Below are 21419 nucleotides of genomic sequence, written 5' to 3'. Positions count from 1 at the left end.
TTTATATTTTTTTAACAACAAATCTGATATATGTATCAAAGCCAAGACTCTCATAGAAACACTTTGCATCTTCGTTCAGCTCCCAATGGCTCAGCTCAATTTGTGAGGCTTTTTCTTTAACGGCAATTTTTTCAATTTCTTTTATAAAAGCCTTGCCGATTCCCTTTCGTCTGTATCCAGGCACTATGCCGATTTGATCGATATGTATTCCTCTATAGGCTTTTCTAAAAGAATTTTCTTGATAATCCCGAATATAAAATAAAGCATAACCGGCATCTTTTCCGTCACAAGAGACAATATAGCAAAACCAATTTTCTTCTTGTAATTGCTTTTTAAAAAAATTTAATGTTTCATCATATGAAAAAGGTTTAAAATACTCAGGATACAATTTGTAATGAAGCTCTTGCACATCTTTATTCATTAATGCGATATACTCGGCATCTTTTGATAACCTGAAACTTAAATCCATAATTTTTCCCCACTATTACCATAAGATTTTTACTTTGTATTTTGGAATAATAGAATCCTTTGTAATAATTGTCATATCTTCACATTGAGCTTGTGCAATAATCAAGCGGTCAAAAGGATCGTTATGTATTTTTTCCAATGTTCTAATAGTATCAAGATGCTTAGGTGAGATTTGCAAAACACTTATAGCCTGCTGCTCAGCTAATGTTATCAGTTCAGATGGAGTATATTCTAATTTTAACTTTTCAATATTTTGTTTTATTGCAATTTCCCAAAAAGTTACAATGCTTACATACAATGTATCTTCAGTTAGAATAATATTTTTAGCAGAAGAAGAAAGATTTTCATCTTCATCAAAAAGCCATAAAAGCGTGTGCGTATCTAAAATGTACATTACATATACTCCTCAAAACCGGGAGGAGTATCATCAAAATCAGGAGCCATCCAAATTTTACCTTTCAAAATCCCAAATCTGCGTTTTGGCTTCTTATACTTTAAATTATCCTTTTTACTTATTGTCGTATTTTTTAAACTATCCACAATTATATAAAGAAGCTGAAGTTTCTGTTCATAAGGCATTTCTGAAACCTGTGTTTCCAACTGAGAATACTGTTCATAAGACATAAACATACCTCCTCTAAATTATTATAACACAAATATAACTTTTTGTATCTAAATTTAACATAATTTTAATAAAATCAAGGCTTTATTTTGCTTAAGCGTTTTTCCATTCTTTCTATAGCTCTGATATGAATGCGGTCATGCCAAATAGTTCTACGAATTACTTTTTTAACCGTCCAATCCTCACTCTCATTGCGATACAGCTTATTGCCCTCTTTTAGATATTTTTCCTTTAGCTTTTCTATAAATTCCATACGATTGAGCCGGAGCTCATCGCCTATATCCATTTCAGTACCGATTTGATTTAGATAGTAGTTTTGAACCTTAACAATGTGACGATATTGATCGTTAATTGTACAATATACATCACCGTAAAAAGTCTTCCGCTTCATCGTAATGTCAATTAGCGATTTATTCTTCATTCTTTTATATATTTCTTCAGTTTTTGTTCCGGAAAGTAAAACTTTATTGCACCAAAAAAGAAAATCGTCTTTTTTATCAAAATCTATTAGCTCCGAATCAAATATAATATCGGAATCGGCATCTTCAATGTGTAAATCGGATTCTTTTATTTCTTCATTTATTTGCATATCGATAGCTTCTTCAAAATTAAGCCATTCATTATATAAAGCTATTTCTTTATTGACTTTCCCCCTAGCCTCTTCCAGTGTCTTCCCCCGAATATAAGCCCCGGGTAAATCTTTTATCCAACCAAGAAACCCCAAACCATTAGTTTCGTAGATTATGTGCATTAAAGCCTCCTTGCTGGTTATTTTATAGTTGATTAACTGTTTATCTTGAATATTATTATATTGTTTCCAGATATTTCTACTTTAATTATAACAATGGAATAATCACCGCTAGTTTTTTCATAATAAAAAAGATTCCCATCTCTTTTAAATTGCAGATATTGATCAGTTCCAATAGTAATATTTTTATTAAAAATCACATTTTGAACAGAAAGAGAACGAAAAGTCTTAATATTAGATTGACCTTTATTAAGAGTTATTGAATCAGTTGGAGAATTTGTAGGCAAAGCCAATAGAGATTGGTTATTATCCAGCATTATTAAATCACACACCCCATTTTTGACAGTATAAGAGCATAAATTATCATTGTTTAAAAACACTATTTTTTCTTTTGTTTCCTGTTTTTTCAAAATATTAGTGCTGGGCTTTTTTATGATACAATGAAAGTAATGTTCCCATGCACAATCAATTGCATTATTGGATTGAAGTGTTATCATCTTGGATTCATAGTTTTGGGCAAATTCAAACTCTATGGGATAAGAAGATTTATTTTCAATAGTTACAATTCCTTTTTCTTTTTTACCACAACCAACAAATAAAACAGCAATCAAAGCAATCAAAACAAGCTTTTTCATTCAGTTTTCTCCTTATAGAAATTACTTTATATCATTTGTGAGGCATAGTCAAGAGACCGCCCATAACAGTGTATTAACACAAAGATATCTCTTTTCTTTAATCCAAGACGAAACATTCGGGGATTCTTTCACCCGGTCTTATGACCTGTTTAACCCATTCTTTTTTTATGTGCCAGATATTTGCCTGCACATCAAAGATATTCCAATCTTCTATATCAAAAACTCTGAGCCAGCTGTCCCGTACCCGTTTTTCTTCATCGGGGAACATCCGTGCATATCTTCCGTTAATGAATTCATAGGAATTTTTAAAACCCTTTTGCTTTATGTCTTCTTCGTAGGCTGCAAGATCCGCTTCGTTTTCAGGAACATAGTGCAGATTTAACACGTAATCCCATTTAAACCCGCTGAAGTACAAGATTTCTTCATCGGGGACTTCCAAAACATAGGCGACTTCGCCTTCTTCCGGGCGCATACAACTTTTTGCACTCACAGAGCACCAGATATGATAATCGGCATAATCGGGCTTTTTTATGCGCTTAGATGATTCTTTTATGAACCAGTCATAGCATTTAAGCATAAAAGATGAGATGCCTGCAAGGTGTTCTTCTATGTATATTCTTTTATTAAGAAAAAGTCCAGTTTTTTCCAGAATATCCAAAGACCTTTTATCTTGGCAAGTAAACAATAAAGTTTTTCCGTTTTTGGTATAAGGATTTTTTATATGCTCATTCAAAGTCATTACCTCTCATAAAATTTAGTTAACGTTCACTCATATATTGTCTTACTTCGGCAGAAGCCAACATACGTATTTGTGTATGCGGATATTCTTTATATTCTCCAACAGTAAAAAGAGGCGCTGTTTGTTTGCATTTTTTATCTTTATTTTTTTTCAAAAATAAAAGCAGATCATCATAGGAAGGGAAAATTTTATATGATTTTTTTCCCTTGCTGCTTTCTATTTCGTAGATACCGCAGGCCTTTTTTTCCGTATAATCCGCGGTCCGTAAATAGAGCTTGGCAATTTCCAATGATTTAAACGGAAAATTCCATCTTTGCAAACCTCGTTGAGGATCACGCTCAATACAAATACACCGTCCGCATGTTCCGCAGATATATTGTGTATGGTGCTCCAAACAATCTACGGGATTAAGCAGCGGAGTAATTCTATTTTCGTTTACATAACATTCTTCACACATTTTATCCTCCCATAAAAACTTTTTGCAAGGATTATCAGAGCCTTTCGGCTCTGTTCTGTAAGGAAATTTTTCATCGTATCCGCTAAAGCGGATAGCGAATCAAATCCTGAAAAAAGCTTTTTCAAGCGGTTTGCTTGCAAACCGCATACAATAACACGACGTTTGCCTGAAAGGCAAACTCGGCAGATAAACAGTGAGGCAGTATTTGTGCCGAACTGTTTATCACACCTCCAACTAAGCCTTAGCTCTGCTTTTTGCCGTTACACATGGAACATCGATACGTAAAACAGTAACCTGTTTTGTCATCTGTTCGGTTATTTCAAAATCCCGGCCTGTCTGTGTTTTCATCAGCAGCTGCAAGCCTAAAATCTTTTCTTTTACATCTTCAACAAAAAAAGCCGTGCCGTCTCCCATAACGCTTGCATATTCCGATCCGTACTCACACGGAATTTCCCCTCCGGAAATAATCACAGCTTCCGTTTCAAGCTCGATAAAAACATGAGGGTTCTTGTTTATAATATCCAGCTTCCGCCCTTTTTTTGCGCAGTGCACATATAAAGTCAATTTGCCTTCGTTAAATATAAAACCGTACTGCATCGGTACTACATACGGCCGGTCATTATCGATCATACCGATATGTACAACCTTTGCTTTTTCGATAATTGATTGTATTTGACGATTATCCGTTACTGCCCTGTCTACTCTTCTCATAAATAAACCTCCCTTATATAAATTGATAATTTGTAATGTGCAATGTGTAATTACCGCATACCGTACGTAGGCTACTTTAATTACCAATTACAAATTATCCGTTACCAATCGGTTATGTATTTTTCTCCAGTCTCCATTGAGGAGGTTCTCCGTCATATCCCCAATATTCATCCATCGCAATGATTTTACCGTCTTTTATTTTTATAAACGACACCACGTGAAAAGAACTTGTTTTATCGGCGCTGTATACGTTGACTGCGGTGATGGTAAGGTCTCCGATTTGTTCTACCCTTTCGATTGTACCGTCCCATGTCCCCGGATATTCACAGTTTACCCGTATGTATTCTTCCGCTGTAAAATGCTCATTGGTACAATGCCAGTTGATATATGCCGAATCTGCAAAAAAGGTACGCAAACTCTCCTTATCCTGTTTTAACACCGCATTCCAAAAATCCTGTATGTTCATAGTCTTGCCGGCAAGATTACTTATTCTTTTTCCACGGAATAAATCGGTTGACCCGTTTACTATAAGCTTTATATTCCTCTCCGAAGCGGTCTAAAAGCCATCGCTCTTCCGTAAGCTTCATAAACACGGTAAGGTACAGCCAAAAAATAGGCGGCAAAATCAATACATACCAATTACGGCAGAACAGCAGCGCACCGATACAGATAAACAAAAAGGCGGAATAAATGGGATTACGCACGAGGGCATACACGTCGCCGGTTTCAAGCCGGTTCGACTTTATCTTGATGTCGATCTTGGCGCCGAATACCGCAGCATACCACAAGATACCCCCGACTGCAATGCACAAGATTCCGGCAATTACAAAAAGAACTGCGATGATACCACCGGTAACATTGCCGCTTGTAAGCATATTGAATTTGACAAGCGCAATCCCTGCAGCGGTGAGCGCAATCATAATTGCAATACACACAGGCCCTACTCCCATAACAGGGAGATGTTCTTGGTTTTCTTTTTTCATATTATATAAAATCCTTCATGGCTAATCACTCCATTGTTAAAGAGAAGATATGCTGCCGCTGCCCGAGCTTTTTACTTTAATTTCAGGATTACCCTTATAACGGACTGAACCTGAACCGCTGATATCGGCTTTTAAATTCCTTGTAACCCAAACTTTTGCAGAACCGGCACCTGAAATTGAAATATCGGCTTTTTCGGTTTCCAAACCGGTTGTTTTTATATCCCCTGAACCGGAAATATCCGCTATCATATTTTCGGCTTTTCCTGTTGCGGAAAAATCGGCTGCGCCGGATACGTCCAACCTTAAGGTATTTACCGTAATATCGAGTGCAGTAATATCACCGCTGCCTGAGATATCTATCGACATTGAATCTTTAGGCATATTGAATGATGAAATGCTGCCTCTAACTGAACCGGACGTCTGCAACTTTATTAAAGCAGGCATTGTAATAGAGGCTTTACAATGCGTCTTTGATATGCTGTATCCCGACTTAAAACCGATGTTAAGAGTGGTGCCGGTAACGGATATATCTAAATAGGAGAAAATATTTTCATCCGTTTCAATTTGAATGGAAAAGGCTTCGCTGCACCGTATATCGGCAGTCCAACCGCCTGAGATGCAAACAGTAGTAAAATTATTTTCAGAAAATGATTTAGTTTCTATTATTCCGTTTCCTTTGATTGACTTATCTGAATCGGAAAAGGATCGGCAGCCGATGCACATAACCAAAAGAGCCGTTATCAGGGCAGCTTTTACAATACCGATTAGTTTGATTGTTGTTTTATTCATAAAAATCCTTAAAATAAATTTTTTCGTTTATGATACATTTCTTTATTTTATATCACCCAGTTTCCGTCTTTTAGAAGCTGAACTTGAGTTCCGTCCTTTTTAACACCTATAACGGAAAGCTCAGGGCCGCCGACCATAAAGTCAACATGAATAATAGAATTATTCATCCCTATTTTTTTCTTTTCTTCGTCGGTAAAGGTTTCTCCTCCTTCTATATTTTCGCTATAGGCGTTTCCTATGGCAAAATGGCAGGATGCGTTTTCATCAAAGAGAGTGTTTTTAAAAAGAATGCCTGTGTTGCTGATGGGAGAATCATCTGCTACCAAGGCAACTTCACCAAGACGGCGTGATCCTTCATCGGAATCTAATAGAGATTGAAGCACCTCTTTTCCTTTCTTAGCATCAAAGTCTATAACTTTTCCGTCCTTAAAGGTAAAATGAAAATCATCGATAATTCTTCCTCTGGCAGCCAATGGCTTTGTGGCTTTTAATGTTCCGTTTACCTTAAAGGCATGAGGCATCGAAAATACTTCTTCAGTAGGAATATTGGCCATAAAGACATCTCCTCTAGTGCTCTTGCCGGAGCCGCCGACCCAGCGGTGTCCTTGGGTAAGATATACTTCCAAATCGGTTCCCGGTCCCTTGTATAAGAGCTTTTCAAAAGCCATCTCGTTTAAAAAGTTTTGATGTTTTTTTAAGGCGGCATCATGTTCTTTCCATGCGGCAACAGGGTCGGGAATGCTTACCCTTGTTGCGTCGAATACTTTTTCCCAAAGTTTTGTTAGAGCTTGGTCTTGAGGTAATTCGGGAAATACAGATTTTGCCCATTCGGGAGTCGGGTGCGCGGCAACGCACCATTTTACGTGGTTTTCCATTGTGTATTTCATTATGGGCTTTGAGGCTATAGCCCTAGTCTTATTCCATTCAGAAACTTTTTTTGCATCAGCGTTTTTTAAAAGTTCTGGATTATCTGCTACTATTGCAAGGCGATGGTAATTATTTTTATAAGCCGCCTCCATATAGTCTATTTTAAATTTGGGCATTTCCTTAAAGATGCTGTCAGCACCGTAAGCATAGCGGTCAAGGGTCATCTGATCATCGGAAAAGTCATAGATAACATCCTTGGCTCCCATCTTATAAGCCTGTTTTGTAACCTCCCGAACCATGCCGATTGAATGTTCGTTTACAAGTACAAAGATACCATCGCCCTTTTGTATATTAAGGCCGACTTTCAAAATAAGTTCAACATATTTTTCTATATTTCGTTTAAAATCCATAAAGTCCTCCAAAAATGATTTATAGTTTTACCACTTTACCATAAAAAATGAAAAAAGTAAATGATTTATACTTTTTTTTAATTTGCCTATTTATTTATTGAAAATTATATTTTTATGAATTATAATATCTAAAAGGGGATTAATTATGCAGACAATTTATCAAACAATGAACGACGGATCGGCTATTGCAGTGCATCAATGGCTGCCTAAAAAAAAGCCAAAAGCTGTAATCCATATAGTTCACGGAATGGCAGAACATGCTTTAAGATATGAAGATTTTGCAGAAGACGCTTGCACTAGAGGTTTTACCGTTTTTGCAGCAGACCATCGAGGACACGGCAAAACTTGCGGAAATGTAATGCTTAAAGGATACCTTTCGGATAATAACGGTTTCCAAAGAGTGGTGGAAGACCAAAAAGAAATCAATGATGAAATTCAAAAAATTTATCCGGATATTCCGGTTATAATATTGGGACATTCATTCGGGTCTTTTATAACTCAAAACTATATAGAAAACTACGGTAAAACCGTGAAGGCGGCTGTCTTAGTAGGGAGTGCAGGCCCAAACCCTATATTGAAAATCGCAGGCATTGCTGCCGGCTTAAACAAGCTGTTTTCAGGAAGAAAAAAGCCTTCTCAATTTATGGATAAACTAAGCTTTGGAGCCTACAATAAAACCGTTGATTCCCCTAAAACAAATTTTGACTGGCTTTCAAGAGATGAAAAAGAGGTTCAAAAATATATTGATGATGAATTTTGCGGTTTTGTATGCACTGTAGGTTTTTATCAAGACATGATTAAAGGACTAAAACAAACGCACAAAAGTAAGGAAATGACTAAGATTCCGACTGACCTGCCCATCCTAATTACTTCAGGCGCGAGGGATCCCGTTTCAAACCTCGGTAAGAGCGTAAAAAAACTATATGATATTTATAAGGCCAATGGTATCAAAGACCTTAACTTAAAGCTCTATGAAGGAGCCCGCCATGAAATCTTAAACGAAACCAATAAGGAAGAAGTTAAGGCCGATATTTTTGAATGGATAGAAAAAAGGTTATAGGATAAAATCCTATTAAACTTGTTATTCTGTTTTTTCGGGTTGTGCCTTTGTTTTTCTCAAGTTGTATTTTTGGATATGCCCTTGAGTTTTTTTATAATCCTTCCTTGCAAGAACCAAATACTTAGGAGCAAGGCCAGCCCCTCCGGCCATTTCGTACCTGTCGATGATAGTTTTAAGCATATCATCGGCTTCAAGCCATTTGTTTTGACTTATATAGATATGGGCTATCTCGTATTCTGCAGCTGTTCTGGTAGAGGCATCAGAGCCGTAGCGTTTTATAATTATTTTATAATACTCAAGAGCATTTCTTAAATAACCGTTATCAAGTTCTGCTTGAGCCCTTTGATTTAGTTCAATCGGTGTAAGATTTGCAGGAACGGTTTCATCAGTCGGAAGACTGGAACAAGAAAACAGCAAAGAAATTGCAGTCATTAAAATTGTAAGGCCAAACAAATTAAAAACACAGGCCTTAACTCTAAATTTTTTTATCATTTTATTCTCCAATTTTATTTAAATTATATTTTAATACAGCATAAACAAACAAGGCTAAAAAAAGTATCATAATTAAAATCAGCCTCATGTAAACGATTACTCACGGATTACCGTAATTTCAACCCGACGGTTTTTTGCCATATTTGCCTCATTATTACTGGGAGCCCTTGGTTTTGTACTGCCGTAACCGGCTGTCGTTATCCTTGAGCGGTCAATTCCCCGTTTTGAAATTTCATCTGCAATTCTTTCAGCTCTCTGTATCGAAAGAATTTTTTCTTCCTCAGGTCTGTTGAGGTCAGCCGTATGACCTTCAATTAAAAATTTTGTATAAGGCCCTAATTTTAAAAGAGCTTCCGCAATTAAATCTATCTTTCCCATCTCTTCAGGAAGTACATCGGGCATATCCGCAACAAACCGTATATCATACATAATTATCTTTATGATATTTTTCGGATTGGATAATTCAATTCCTTTTTCTTTTTTCTTTTCAAGTAATAGTTCAATATCATGATAGGCAAAGTAATAGTTTTCATCGGGAGGAGTAAAGGGCTCTGTAACATGAAGCATATCTTCATCACAGACGATAACGACTCTCCCCTCCTGTAAAAGTTTTAAGTTTTCAGGCTTTGATAAAATACGGCTGCTGTCTTCCATCGAAATAATCGGATCGGTTCTATTTTGGCCGAAAACACCTCTTGCTATTATACGCAAGGGCTCGGTGCCGACATATTCCCTATACAGCTCTTCATTAAGGCTTGAAGAATATAAAACTATGCCCAGTTTTTTTGCTATTTTAGGATCAACCATGTTCTTTTCATATATGGTAGACATATCGGTATCCCAGATTTTCGGAAAAATGCAGGGTTGAAGTTTTTCCTTTGTGTATTCTCCGTGCACGGGCAGCAGGCCTCTGGCATCTATTAAAATACCCGTATAGACCTTGCTCACTGCCGTACTTGGCGGAATTGAGGGTGTATAAGGAGTATTGTGCTTTATAAACAGCTTTGCAATTTCATGCATTTCAGTACTTGTTTGTATCAAGGCATCGGATAGATCATTTGAAAAATGAGGATTTTTATAATTTCCCTTTTCAATTATCTTGTTTATACTGTTTAGATTTACTTTTTCTTCAGCAAGATAGTTTCCCAGACGGTGGGAAGAATCAACTATAACTGAAAGATAAATGTCTTTTAAAAGTGAAGGCATATATCTTTCTATTGTATTAAAAGCCGCATCCCTATCACTTGGAAGATAAAATCCGCTTTTATTCATATCCAGTTTTATTAAGGATTCGATTGTACCGTTCTCCCAATTTTGAACGGAAGAAGATTGCAAAACGGGTTCATAGGCATTTAAGGTAAAACTAAAAAGGAAAAAAAACAAAAAGAAGCTGCTTAAGCTCTTGGCGTTTTTTAAAGTGCTATTTTTATTTAAAAATTTATTCATTTGCTTATCCCCTTGGCTATCAGTTTATTATCGGCACCTTTAGTTTTTGACCTAAGGAAAGCACCGAATTCACCTCGATTCCGTTTTTTTCGGCAAGAGTTTCAACCTGAATATTATATTTTAAGGCTATAGACCAAAGCGTATCACCCTTTTTAATTACATATACATCAGTAAATTCAACATTTTGGTCATCTTTTCTATTACGGTATGAAGCTACGGTTTTTAAAGCGGGTATTTTAATTACCTGCCCTATCTTAAGGGCGGATGGTTTGACATTGGGGTTATAGTTCATAATAGACTTAACACTTACGCCATAGTGTTTTGATAAGGCATAAAGAGTATCACCTGATTTTATCTTATAACTGTAATATTTTATGAGAAGGGTGTTTTTTTCAAGCAAATCTTGAACAGCATCTTTATATTCCAGAGGAATACGCAAGTTATATTTTACATTGGGAGGTGTAATATTAAATTTCAAAGAAGGATTAAGGGCTGAAAAAAGCTCAGTATCAGCGTTAATTTTTTCTGCAATCAGAACAATATCCACAGAACGCCTTATCGGGATAACATCAGTGGCTTGATAATCAAGAGCCTCGCCCCAATCTATGCCGTACTTTTCACTTTGCATAAGAATTTCTGCAATAGCTAAAAATTTGGCAACATAGAGGGAGGTTTCAGTCTTTAAAAATTTGTTTTCGACCAAGTACCAATAATTGCGGCTTCCGGCTTTTTTTATAGCCTTGTCTAAGGCACCTACTCCGCAATTATAAGCTGCAAGAGCCAAGTACCAGTCATTATAATAATTATAGTTCCATTTAAGTTTTTTTACGGCGGCGGCACTGGTCTTCCATGGGTCTCTCCTTTCATCAATCCATTCATCGATATGAATATCATAACCGCCGATACTGTTCCGCATAAACTGCCAGATGCCCACGGCCCCCGATTTGGAAACAGCCTTAGGAGAAAAACCGGATTCTATCACCGGTAAGAACAAAAGTTCCGGAGGAAGATTTTCTCTGCGAAGTTCTTCAATAATAAAATTGCGGTAAGGAATAGACTTTTGCATAATCGCTTCCAAATAGCGTAAGCCGTCTTCATTAAGATACCGAGTTCTAAATTTTTCAATTAGAGGGTATTTTGAAGAAACGATGACCGTACCATGAAGCGATTTTTGGCGGTTATAAGAAAGGGAAGTTTTATTATATTGCCAAAGTTCAACAGGTTCATCTCTTGTAAAATTTAAAGAAGCTGAATGAATGAGATCAAGGCTAAAAAAAACTGATACTATAAAAAATAGTCGAATCTTCACTAAATTTTTTCTCCGTAGTAAATACCTGCCCATTCCCATCTTCCATGGATTTCAGGGTCTGCCGGAAAATTTACCTTTCTAAAATACAGGTACCATATTCTTGAATATTGGTTCCAACCGGAGGTTTTAAGGTAGGCCTCGTAGGGTGTAGAAGAAGGGTCAATCTCAGGCTCTATTTTTATATAAGTTCCGTACATAAAATTTCTTAAAGAAAAATCGGGAGAACCGTAAATATCGGAAAGCTCCTGTTTCCATGCCATAGAAAAAAAGTTTACCTTTGAACGGTACCTCTCCAAAGTATCATAGTCCTTCCTCTGAATTGCCGACTTAATAATGGACAAAAGTTCATCAAGGCTTTCCATTGTCCAGCTTTTTGTCGAAGTGCTGTAGTCTACGATTTTTCGGGCATAACCGTAATTATCGGGAATACCTGGAATAATTAAATCAAAGCGTCCGAGACCTATAAATTTTGAATAGGTTTGAATGGCTAAATTCCATTCTCCTAGCTTTTCGTAATTTTGTGCAAGCATAAAATAAGAATAAGCAGGATCAATGTCGTCATAAAAGTTAGAAAGTAAAAGAGAGTAATACTCTACAAGACGCTTAGGATCATTGGTTATATTTATTAAATTTTTTAAACTTAGATATTGAATGGACTTTCCTGAAATTTCCATATCTTTATCAAGTTTGATAACTCTTTCAAAAAAATAGGCAGCCGGTTCATTCATTTTTTGTTCCATGTACTCGTTTGCCAGCATTAAAAGCCAATAGCCCTTATAAGGGTCTTCGGGGTTGTTTTCTATGAGGGAGCTTAAAAATACAATTAAAAGCTTATTTTTCTTTTTAACTTTGAGATTTTTTGCTATTCTATCCTTAACGGCAAAACTCATTTCTTTGCTTTCCGCCTTTTTTAATACTTCAATAAGAGTTCTTTGCTCGTCTTTTAAGTTATCCATTCCATCATATAAATAAAGATCAGGATCTTGTTTACAGCTTATAAGAATAAGGCAAAGCATTAACATTAAAATAAATTTATTTTTCATCCGGTTATAATACCATTTTTCCCCTAAAAGTACAATAAGGACTAAAATTCTGAGCTAAAAGCACCTTATTTTAAGGCTTTAGTCAAAAGACTGTCTAAAAGATTTGAAAATTTTTGAATCTCTTTTTTACCGAAAGAGTTTGTTTTTTCGGGAGCGAGTCCGTTGGCCTGTAATTCATACATAAAATTCCTTGCAGATAGGTAGGTATTTATGTTCTCACGGGTAAAACGAGTTCCTCTGTCATTTATCACATAAAGCCCCTTATCTACCAATATTTTTGCTAATGGAATATCTCTGGTTATAGCCAAATCTCCCTCAGCCGAATTTTCGGTTATGTATAAATCGGCCGATTGTTCGGTATTTTCAGTAACAACCATGCTTATGTTTTTACTCTTAGGTACGGGTATTTCCCTGTTTGCTGCAAAAATTACAGGTATTTTTAGGCGGTTTCCTGCATTGGCCGTAATCTGCCTTATTCTAACGGGGCATGAATCTGCATCCACCCAGATTTTCATATTACCTCATTGATTTTTTCGATCATCCTCATAGCGGATTTTTCTATATCAAAAGCTTTTTTGATTAGCTCGTCGGAATTTTGTTCCGAAAATTCTTCCTTGTATAATTCGTCGGTAATCAAAATACCTGCAAGTATGGCAAGTTTTAAAGGATCGGTAACCTTAGAACTTTGCCTCACTTGGTCTAAAACATTTAAATAGTGATTATAAATTTGATTTAGATATTCATCCGTTTCATTGGCTTGAATTGCAAAGGAAGTTCCCAGTAAGTCTATATTTAATTGCCCTTTGCTCATTTTTACCTAAAATATATCCATCTGTTTACTTGTATCGGAGGATTGTCCCAGTACATCATCAAGGTCTTTTTGAAGATTATCGGAAACAGGTTCTTCCGTTAAGCCGCTTTCTTGTGCTGTTTGTTCTTTTTTAGGAATCGGTGCAGAAAAAGTCTCTGATCCGGAGCCGACAGAAACAGGGGCAGAGGTTTCAAATTCCGAGGCCGCAGGCCTCATTTCATGTTTTTTTACATAAGAGGCATCCTCAAACGCACTTAATTGATTAAGTGCGTTGATGATTCCTTCCTCGATCTTGGATTGATCATCCTTAAAAGTTACTATAAGTTTCTCCAATTCGGAAATACGTTTATCTCTAACTTCAATTTCCTTTTTTAGAGCATCTTTTTCGGTATGAAGGCTTTTTATCATCTGTACAGCCCTTTCTACCTTGTTTTCAAGGAGCCTTACCTGATCGAGATTGAGCATATTAGACTCCTAAAGCTTTTTTTGAAGCTTCCACAACAGCCTTAAAAGCGGTAGGGTCTTCGATAGCCATGTTTGAAAGGGCCTTTCTGTTTAATTGGATTCCGGCCTTGTTCATTCCGGCAATAAAGCGTGAATAGGTAATACCCTCAGCTCTAACGGCTGCATTGATACGGGTAATCCATATCTGCCTCATATCGCTTTTTTTATCTTTTCGTCCTACATAGCTGTGGAGAAGGGCCTTCCGTACGGCATCCCGGGCTGCCTTAAAGTTAGTACCCCGTCGGCCTCTAAAGCCCTTGGCTTGCTTTAATATAGCTTTTCTTCTTGTAATTCTTCTATCACTGCTTGTTGATCTTGACATTATAAACTCCTGACTTCTATTTCAAATAAATTAACCATAGGGCAATAACTGCTTTCTCATCTTTATACTGTCAGCCTCTGAAAGAATGGCCGATTTCTTAAGACGGCGTACCCGTTTTTGAGATTTTTTAGTCATAATATGACCCTTGTTCATCTGCTTGTATTTTACCTTACCGTTTGCAGTAAGAGAAAATCTTTTTTTAGCAGCCCTTTTGCTCTTCATCTTAGGCATAAGTACCTCCAAATTTATTATAAGCTTATTTCTTTTGTTTGGGACTCAATGTCATAGACATCGTCCGTCCTTCCATAGCAGGTTTTTTCTCGAGGGTACAGGCTTCTTCACCCCCCAGTTTTTCCAAAACCTTGTTTAAAACTTCATAACCGAGCTCAGTATGAGCAAGTTCGCGTCCCCAAAAACGCACGGTTACTTTTACTTTATCGCCGCCCTCAAGAAATTTTTTAATATGTGCAGATTTAAACTCAAGATCATGGTCGTGTATCTTAGGCTGCATTCTGATTTCTCTCATCATCTGCTGCTTTTGATTTTTCTTGGAGTCACGGAGCTTTTTCTCCATTTGAAATCTATACTTACCGTAATCTATTATTTTGCAAACCGGAGGCTTCGCGGTAGGTGCAACTTCAACAAGGTCAAGCCCGGCTTCTGCGGCCATTTTTACAGCCTCAATAGTGGGAACAATACCTGCTTGTTCTCCATTAACCCCGATTAACCTAACCTCTCTTACGCGGATTTGATCATTTACCCGCAAACCTTTTACTTCAGCCAACGATTCTCCTTCTGCACATTTCCTAAGTGTGCGATATAATAAAATTTTAAGGTTAATTATATCGAAAATGAAAAAAATAGTCAAGTATACAAATTTCCTCACGTTAAAACGCTGTTATGCTTGTCCTCAACCTTTCCTTATGCTATAATCTCCCGCGGAGACTTAAAAATGAATTTTCCAAAAGAACTGCCGATAAAAAAAATTTTTAAGGCCCTGATTCCGGCCTTTATTTCCGGCCTGATAGTTTTATTTTTAATACTTTTTTTTACACCGGATTTTAAAGTTGATTATTCTTTTACTCTTTACAGCTCCGACGGAAAACTTTTAGGTGCATCGGCTGCAAGTGACGGGCAGTGGAGATTTCCTCAAAGCTCAAAGCTGCCTGAAAAATACAGGGAAGCTCTACTTACCTATGAAGATAAAAATTTTTATTTTCATTTTGGGATAGACCCTCTTTCGGTTTTTAGGGCAGCAGTTGAAAATGTTCTAAAAGGAAAAATAATTTCGGGAGCTTCTACAATTACAATGCAAACCTCCCGTCTCTCAGACCGTCTTTCAGACCGTCTTTCAGACCGTCTTTCAGACCGTCTTTCAGAAAAAAAACCGGTAAGAAACTTTAAGCAAAAACTTAGGGAAAGTTTTTTATCTCTTTTTTTGGAGCTTTCCTATTCAAAAGAAGATATTCTTAATCTTTACTCATCCCATGCACCATACGGCGGAAATGTTGTAGGCCTTGAAGCCGCCTCATGGAGGTATTTCGGAAGGGGGCCTGAAGATTTAACATGGGCGGAAGCCGCCTGCCTTGCAGTCCTTCCCAATCAGCCCTCTTTGGTTCGCCCGGGAAAAGAATCCGAAATTTTAAAAGAAAAGAGGGACAGGCTCTTGTACAATCTTTTTTTACAAAAAAAAATCGATAAGGAAACCTACAGTCTTTCCGTCGCAGAACCTGTTCCCGATAAACCTAAAGCTCTTCCGCAAAAGGCTTATCACTACCTTGAGTTTTTAAAAACAAAAAGTACCGATCAAAAAAATATAAGCAGTTTGGATTATTCTTTACAGGAAATAATTTTTGAAATTGCAGATCATCATTTTAAAAGAAATCTTTCAAGCGGTGTTTATAATACAGCCGTTTTAGTTTTAGACACCGAAACGGGAAAAACTCTAGCCTATATAGGAAACACAGGGCTTAACAATGCCGATGCAAAAAACGAACATGTCGATATGATTTATGCAAGGCGGAGTTCGGGGAGCTTGTTAAAACCCTTTTTGTTTGCGGCAATGCTGGATGCGGGAATGATTTTACCGGACCAACTCCTCATAGATATTCCGACAAAGATTGCAGGCTACACACCTCAAAACAGTAACTACACATACTCTGGAGCTGTTCCTGCCCGCAAGGCTCTTTCCTATTCTTTAAACATTCCGTTTATAAGAGCCCTGCGTGAATTTACAATACCGGCCTTTTTGGATATCTTAAAAAGATCAGGCTTTACCACATTTAACCGTTCGGCCGACGAATACGGACTTCCTCTGATTTTAGGAGGAGGAGAAATAAGCCTATACGAAATTACAAACACTTATCGAAAGATGATGCTGAGAGCTCAAAACAAACTTGACGAAAAATTTCCTTTTTCTTCGGGAGCCTGCAGAATAACAATGGATGTGCTTACCGAAGGGAACAGGCCGGAAGAAGAAGCTATCTGGCAGCTCTATGCACAAAATCAAAAAATTGCATGGAAGACAGGAACCAGTTACGGGAACAAGGATGCTTGGACTATAGGAATTACGCCTAAATATTCCGTAGGCGTTTGGTGCGGCAATGCTTCGGGAGAAGGAAGGCCTGAGATTACAAGCACAAAACTGGCCGCTCCAATCCTATTTGAAATTTTTAATATCTTGCCAAAATCGGACTGGCCCGAAAAAGAATTAAAAGATTTTGAATTTATAAAAACTTGTGCAGACTCGGGTTACCCCGCAGGAGAATTTTGTAAAAACACAAAGGCTGTTTTAAAGCCTATACACGCTCATACCCAAAGCACCTGCCCTTATTGTAAAAAGGTATCTTTAAGTCCTGACGGCAAGTTTCAAGTTAAGGCAAACGATATAAACGAATTACCTAAAATAGAAAATAGGTTCGTCCTTCCGGCAGCTGCAGAATATTTTTATAAGCAGGGGCATCCGGAATATAAATCCCTCCCCCAGTGGCTTCCCGAAAGTACGGCATCAAATGCAGGCGAGTTTGAAATTCTATTTCCCGAAGACGGAACATCAGTTTATATTCCCACGGAACTTGATGGCTCTTTTGGGGCATTGGTCGCAGAAGCCGCCCATAAAAACCCCGAAGCTGTAATCTACTGGGATTTGGACGGAGAATATTTAGGAAGCACAAAATCCTATCACCAAATGAAAATTCAGCCTCTAAAGTCTGGTCGAAGAGGTACCCTTAAGGGCCGACATGAGCTGACCCTTACGGACAACAGGGGAAATACCCGCAAAAGAATTTTTTATGTTCTAAATGAAAACCTCTAAAAACATCAGTTTTTAGAGGTTTTCCTTAAATTTAATTTGCGATGTTTTTCATAAGTCATTGATACATAAGGAATTATAAAAAACTCGTCGGGCATCTCTAAAAATCCGACAAGGTTTTTAGAGATGCCCAAATGAAAATTAGTCCTTAAGCATTACCTGTAACACAACTTCATCGGTTTTATGCATACCCTCAGCTGCAACAACGCCGATGCCGGCTATGGTTTTTTCGATATCGTCCTTGACTATGCCGTCACCGCCTGCAAAGAAGTTTCCGTCCATAGCAAGCTCGTGAGAAAAAAGAGCCGAGTCCAAGGCAGAAGCTATTTTAGCGGCACATGACTGCTTGGCTCCGTCACAAAGGATTCCCGATACGGTACCCAGAGTATTGACTATTGTTCCGCAAATCTGTTCATAAGAGCCGCCCTTCATATAGGTAATTGCAGCAGCGCAAGCAGCTCCGGCAGTTACCGCACCGCAATAAGCAGAAAGTCTGCCTATTCCGGTTTTTTGGTGAATGGCTAAAAGATTGCTTACAATCAAACAGCGGATTAGTTTTTCTTCGCTTATCTTATTTTCGCGGGCATATACAACTACGGGCACCGAAACGGCTAAGCCCTGATTACCGCTTCCCGAATTGGTAATAACCGGATAAGAACAGCCGCACATACGTGCGTCGGAGGCTGCGGCGACTTCACCTTCCGCTTGAATTTTAACCGAAAAATCATCGCCCTTCTTCTGGTTATATTTTAAGATATTTTTTCCTGTTTCAATGCCGTAAGACGTTTTTAAGCCATCCTCGGAAACACGCATATTATATTCTATTTGTCTATTTATGATAGGAGCAACTTCATCAACCGGAACAGTGTCTGCAAATTCCAAAATATCTTTTACGTTTAAACAAGTCCTATCGGTTAAAGCCCCCGCAGCGGACTCTAAGCTAAAAGGCTTTTCAAAGATAACCTCATTATTTTTTTTAAGAAGTACGATGTTTGTGTGCTGGTGAATGAGTTCGGCCACTCCGGTATCTCCGTTTAATTTGCCTGTAATTCTTATATGAAGGCTTGCAGGTGTATCCATTAGCTTAAGTTTGGTGCAGCCCTTAGCTAAATATTTATGAGCCTGTTTTACATGCTCATCGGTAACATCGGCTAGTACCTCCAAACCCTTATCGGCATTTCCTCCGATAAGACCTATCCAGGCGGAGGCTTCCATTCCCTTCATTCCGCCGGTATTCGGTACAATAACCGACTTTGCATTTTTAATAATATTACCGCTGCTCTCGATTAAGATTTCATCGGGAACGCCTCCCATGATTTTTCGTAAATTGGCAGCCGTGTAAGCAATAGCAATAGGCTCCGTACATCCGAGGGCAGGAACCAATTCCTCTTTTAGAATTTGAACATACTTTTCAGACTTTGATTTATCTAAGCTCATATTCTTTCTCCGAATTAAAATTATAACTTAAATATTTTATTCATATATTAAAATCATGTCAACACGGCAATTATAAGCATTTGCACCCTTAAAACAAGCCTTCTATTACAACAACGGCGGCGGCAGTAGCTTTTTCATGACTTAATGAAATATGAACAGCTTTCCCGCCTTTTTTATTTAAGGCTTGAAGGGCAGTACCGGAAAGTTTTAAAAAAGGCCTCCCCGTTTTATCGTTTACAACAACTATATCTTTAAGCTCTATACCTGATAAGCCCGTTCCGAGAGCCTTTCCAAAGGCTTCCTTTGCTGCAAAGCGGACAGCTAAGGAACGTGCTGCTCCATTCTCCTTAGAAAGCACATACTCAATTTCTTCTTTATTAAAAAACCTTTGAAGGAGCTTTTCATCATTCAGCCATTTTTCAATGCGGGAAACTTCAACTATGTCTATACCAAGGCCGAGTATCATTATTCGGAAGGCTCTTCTTTTTGTTTAACTTCAAACTGAATGTTTTTTGGGTTTGCATCTATAAGAGAAAGTTTTCCTGGAACAACGGCCTGCACGGGGAGACTATAAATTCCCGGTAGAATTATATTTGAACAATTAACCCTCAATACATTTTCAGGAGGAACCCATGATGCAATTGCGGACTTAGCACCTCTGACTGTTACATTACCGGCAGCTATATCTGAAACCACTTCAAGGTTATTATTTAAATTATCAAAATACAAATTAAGTTCGCCATAAGTTTGAATACTTACTATCTCGCGTATCTTAATTGAATAAGCAATTCTGGAAGTCCCTACTACGGAAACAAGAGGATTTGAAGCAAATACATCCACATAGCCTGAAAACCCTGTTTTGCGCTTATCTATTTGTACACTGTTGGTCAGCATTTCTTCAATTTGTGAAACCACAGATTGAGGCCCCTTTATTTCGACGGTTGCAGGATCTACATCCCTTTCATACACCTCATAATTTTCTGCAGGTTCGCCTCCTAAATTTAAGCGTACGTTTACCCTCTTAGATAAACTTTCTTCTAGGGTTAATTTTATGTCAGACGGATCAACCGAAATTTCAAAATCAGTTACATCTGAAGCTAGACCTTTTAATTTTGCTTGAATAGGAATACGGTATTCGCCCCGGCTTGTAATTGAAGATAAGTCCATATAGGCTGAAATATGCTCTTCCATAATCGGAGCTATAACCGTCGAATCTCCCCAAACCGAAACCTTGACCAGCCTCGGAATATTAACAGCCGGAACAAGGTCTCCCGAATTTTCTATTACAAGAGGAACATAAAAATACTTTTTTTCTAAAAGGCTTCCCTTGTAGAGCTGTACCAGCACTATAGCAAGGGCAAAACTTATAACCTTTGCAAGCCAATTTTCAGTTACGAGGTCAAATATCTTTTTAATTTTCATCCTGCAAAGCCTCCGTTAAATCTAAAGATTCTTCTTGAACATAATATTTTTTTATTTCTAAAAGCTGCTCAAGCTGAGCTACAACTTCATCGCCGCTCAAATCGTAATAAAGACGGGAATCATAGGCAAGGCTTAAAGCCCCTGTTTCTTCGGATACGACAAGAACAACTGCATCCGTTTCTTCTGAAACACCGATTGCCGCTCTATGGCGGGTTCCAAAACTCTTTCTTATATCTTGCTGCTCCGAAAGCGGAAGAAAACAGCCCGCCGAAACTACCATTCCGTTTTGTACAACAGCAGCCCCGTCATGAAGCGGCGTATCATGCCCGAAAATAGTAACAAGTAAACTGGATGAAAGTTCGGCATTTAGTTTTGTTCCCGTATCTATAATATCCTTTAAATTATTCCGGCGCACAAAAACTACCAGCATTCCCCGTCTTTTATCGGATAAGATTTCGGCAGCCGTAACGATAGAGTCTATATGACTGTGGTTAGAGTGTTTTCCGGTTCTAAGCCAGTTACTCTGCCCTATCTTTAAAAATATTTTACGAAGCTCCGGTTGAAATACGATAGCTACACCTATAACAATGCCCGGCCCCAAGGTATTCAAAATCCACAAAAGGGTTTTAAGATTAAAAAGCAGGGCAACTGCATAAATCACCAATATAGACATTGCACCCTTTATAAGCTGAATAGCCTGAGTTTTTAATAAAATTTGATAGGCCTTATACATCAAAAATGCAAGCAAAAGCACATCAAGAACAGGCCTTAGATAGGAAGAATAAAAAGCTGTAATGTTTCTAATTAATTCCATATTTTACATATTCTCCTTAA

Annotated in this window: 28 protein-coding genes; 2 read left to right on the top strand and 26 right to left on the bottom strand. The window is 37.7% G+C overall.

All coding sequences use genetic code 11. The annotated features are described in order from the left end of the window. Position 1: 1 nt before the first annotated feature. The 12 genes from E4N74_RS02775 to E4N74_RS02720 all read right to left on the bottom strand — a co-directional run bounded on the left by E4N74_RS02775 (position 2) and on the right by E4N74_RS02720 (position 7429). Positions 2-469, bottom strand: a complete 468-nt coding sequence (locus tag E4N74_RS02775) for a GNAT family N-acetyltransferase (RefSeq protein ID WP_044978958.1) — start codon at positions 467-469, stop codon at positions 2-4. A 15-nt stretch (positions 470-484) separates the two neighbouring features. Then, positions 485-862 carry a type II toxin-antitoxin system VapC family toxin gene (locus tag E4N74_RS02770; protein ID WP_253731392.1) on the bottom strand — a complete coding sequence of 126 codons (378 nt, stop codon included), beginning with the start codon at positions 860-862 and terminating at the stop codon, positions 485-487. Continuing rightward, the gene (locus E4N74_RS02765; protein ID WP_010697961.1) at positions 862-1092 is read right to left on the bottom strand and encodes a DUF2281 domain-containing protein; all 231 of its coding nucleotides are present in this window, start codon (positions 1090-1092) and stop codon (positions 862-864) included. Before E4N74_RS02765 ends, E4N74_RS02770 begins: the two co-directional genes overlap by 1 nt. Positions 1093-1166: 74 nt before the next feature. Next, a complete protein-coding gene (locus E4N74_RS02760; RefSeq protein ID WP_255806075.1) occupies positions 1167-1841 on the bottom strand; it encodes a type II toxin-antitoxin system HicB family antitoxin in 675 nt (224 codons plus the stop codon). 32 nt (positions 1842-1873) lie between these two features. Further along, positions 1874-2473: a hypothetical protein gene (locus tag E4N74_RS02755; protein ID WP_255806074.1), complete on the bottom strand. Its 600-nt coding sequence runs from the start codon at positions 2471-2473 to the stop codon at positions 1874-1876. A 97-nt stretch (positions 2474-2570) separates the two neighbouring features. After that, positions 2571-3212, bottom strand: a complete 642-nt coding sequence (locus E4N74_RS02750) for a DUF3841 domain-containing protein (protein ID WP_255806073.1) — start codon at positions 3210-3212, stop codon at positions 2571-2573. 19 nt (positions 3213-3231) lie between these two features. Further along, the gene (locus E4N74_RS02745; RefSeq protein ID WP_044978954.1) at positions 3232-3669 is read right to left on the bottom strand and encodes a hypothetical protein; all 438 of its coding nucleotides are present in this window, start codon (positions 3667-3669) and stop codon (positions 3232-3234) included. Positions 3670-3903: 234 nt separating this feature from the next. Continuing rightward, complete coding sequence (locus E4N74_RS02740; RefSeq protein WP_255806072.1) at positions 3904-4380, bottom strand: pyridoxamine 5'-phosphate oxidase family protein; 477 nt, start codon at positions 4378-4380, stop codon at positions 3904-3906. 112 nt (positions 4381-4492) lie between these two features. Continuing rightward, a complete protein-coding gene (locus E4N74_RS02735) occupies positions 4493-4846 on the bottom strand; it encodes a nuclear transport factor 2 family protein (protein WP_255806071.1) in 354 nt (117 codons plus the stop codon). A gap of 16 nt (positions 4847-4862) precedes the next feature. Further along, positions 4863-5363 carry a methyltransferase family protein gene (locus tag E4N74_RS02730; RefSeq protein ID WP_255818747.1) on the bottom strand — a complete coding sequence of 167 codons (501 nt, stop codon included), beginning with the start codon at positions 5361-5363 and terminating at the stop codon, positions 4863-4865. A 36-nt stretch (positions 5364-5399) separates the two neighbouring features. Then, the gene (locus E4N74_RS02725; protein WP_044978950.1) at positions 5400-6152 is read right to left on the bottom strand and encodes a head GIN domain-containing protein; all 753 of its coding nucleotides are present in this window, start codon (positions 6150-6152) and stop codon (positions 5400-5402) included. A 47-nt stretch (positions 6153-6199) separates the two neighbouring features. Beyond that, on the bottom strand, positions 6200-7429 hold the full coding sequence (locus tag E4N74_RS02720; protein ID WP_255818746.1) for an aminopeptidase: 1230 nt from the start codon (positions 7427-7429) through the stop codon (positions 6200-6202). A gap of 145 nt (positions 7430-7574) precedes the next feature. Here E4N74_RS02720 and E4N74_RS02715 point away from each other — a divergent pair, with 145 nt between their 5' ends. Next, positions 7575-8489 carry an alpha/beta hydrolase gene (locus E4N74_RS02715; protein WP_255818744.1) on the top strand — a complete coding sequence of 305 codons (915 nt, stop codon included), beginning with the start codon at positions 7575-7577 and terminating at the stop codon, positions 8487-8489. Positions 8490-8510: 21 nt separating this feature from the next. Here E4N74_RS02715 and E4N74_RS02710 read toward each other — a convergent pair whose 3' ends face one another. The 10 genes from E4N74_RS02710 to infC all read right to left on the bottom strand — a co-directional run bounded on the left by E4N74_RS02710 (position 8511) and on the right by infC (position 15200). Next, positions 8511-8981, bottom strand: a complete 471-nt coding sequence (locus E4N74_RS02710) for an outer membrane protein assembly factor BamD (protein WP_044978947.1) — start codon at positions 8979-8981, stop codon at positions 8511-8513. Between the two features lie 96 nt (positions 8982-9077). Continuing rightward, complete coding sequence (locus tag E4N74_RS02705; protein ID WP_255818743.1) at positions 9078-10427, bottom strand: OmpA family protein; 1350 nt, start codon at positions 10425-10427, stop codon at positions 9078-9080. A gap of 19 nt (positions 10428-10446) precedes the next feature. Continuing rightward, complete coding sequence (locus E4N74_RS02700) at positions 10447-11736, bottom strand: lytic transglycosylase domain-containing protein (protein ID WP_255818742.1); 1290 nt, start codon at positions 11734-11736, stop codon at positions 10447-10449. Next, positions 11736-12779 carry a tetratricopeptide repeat protein gene (locus tag E4N74_RS02695; protein WP_044978944.1) on the bottom strand — a complete coding sequence of 348 codons (1044 nt, stop codon included), beginning with the start codon at positions 12777-12779 and terminating at the stop codon, positions 11736-11738. The genes E4N74_RS02700 and E4N74_RS02695 overlap by 1 nt, the downstream gene beginning before the upstream one ends. 65 nt (positions 12780-12844) lie before the next feature. Then, a complete protein-coding gene (locus E4N74_RS02690; RefSeq protein WP_255806066.1) occupies positions 12845-13294 on the bottom strand; it encodes a YaiI/YqxD family protein in 450 nt (149 codons plus the stop codon). Beyond that, positions 13291-13590, bottom strand: coding sequence for a cell division protein ZapA (gene zapA, locus E4N74_RS02685; protein WP_044978942.1), 300 nt, complete (start codon positions 13588-13590; stop codon positions 13291-13293). Before zapA ends, E4N74_RS02690 begins: the two co-directional genes overlap by 4 nt. A 6-nt stretch (positions 13591-13596) precedes the next feature. After that, complete coding sequence (locus E4N74_RS02680; protein WP_044978941.1) at positions 13597-14055, bottom strand: cell division protein ZapB; 459 nt, start codon at positions 14053-14055, stop codon at positions 13597-13599. Position 14056: 1 nt separating this feature from the next. Next, positions 14057-14416, bottom strand: coding sequence for a 50S ribosomal protein L20 (gene rplT / locus E4N74_RS02675; RefSeq protein WP_002668132.1), 360 nt, complete (start codon positions 14414-14416; stop codon positions 14057-14059). A gap of 30 nt (positions 14417-14446) precedes the next feature. Beyond that, positions 14447-14647, bottom strand: a complete 201-nt coding sequence (gene rpmI, locus E4N74_RS02670) for a 50S ribosomal protein L35 (RefSeq protein WP_044978940.1) — start codon at positions 14645-14647, stop codon at positions 14447-14449. Positions 14648-14672: 25 nt separating this feature from the next. Further along, positions 14673-15200, bottom strand: coding sequence for a translation initiation factor IF-3 (gene infC / locus E4N74_RS02665; RefSeq protein ID WP_044978939.1), 528 nt, complete (start codon positions 15198-15200; stop codon positions 14673-14675). A 168-nt stretch (positions 15201-15368) separates the two neighbouring features. On the opposite strand from infC, the gene pbpC reads away from it, so the two are divergent. Further along, entirely contained in the window at positions 15369-17729 is a 2361-nt protein-coding gene (gene pbpC, locus E4N74_RS02660) for a penicillin-binding protein 1C (RefSeq protein ID WP_255818741.1), read from the top strand. A 138-nt stretch (positions 17730-17867) separates the two neighbouring features. On the opposite strand, the gene E4N74_RS02655 is transcribed toward pbpC, so the two are convergent. From E4N74_RS02655 to cdaA, 4 genes are all read right to left on the bottom strand, one after another. Next, positions 17868-19163, bottom strand: a complete 1296-nt coding sequence (locus tag E4N74_RS02655) for an L-cysteine desulfidase family protein (RefSeq protein WP_255818740.1) — start codon at positions 19161-19163, stop codon at positions 17868-17870. A gap of 88 nt (positions 19164-19251) precedes the next feature. Then, positions 19252-19629: a holo-ACP synthase gene (locus tag E4N74_RS02650; protein ID WP_044978936.1), complete on the bottom strand. Its 378-nt coding sequence runs from the start codon at positions 19627-19629 to the stop codon at positions 19252-19254. Continuing rightward, on the bottom strand, positions 19629-20585 hold the full coding sequence (locus E4N74_RS02645; protein WP_255806063.1) for a CdaR family protein: 957 nt from the start codon (positions 20583-20585) through the stop codon (positions 19629-19631). The genes E4N74_RS02650 and E4N74_RS02645 overlap by 1 nt, the downstream gene beginning before the upstream one ends. Further along, positions 20575-21399, bottom strand: coding sequence for a diadenylate cyclase CdaA (gene cdaA / locus E4N74_RS02640; protein WP_044978934.1), 825 nt, complete (start codon positions 21397-21399; stop codon positions 20575-20577). Before cdaA ends, E4N74_RS02645 begins: the two co-directional genes overlap by 11 nt. Between the last annotated feature and the right edge of the window lie 20 nt (positions 21400-21419).

This window comes from Treponema putidum (genome assembly GCF_024401155.1).
Classification (GTDB): domain Bacteria; phylum Spirochaetota; class Spirochaetia; order Treponematales; family Treponemataceae; genus Treponema_B; species Treponema_B putidum.
The sequence above is the reverse complement of the archived record's forward strand: the minus strand, read 5'-3'. Positions and strand labels throughout refer to the sequence as shown.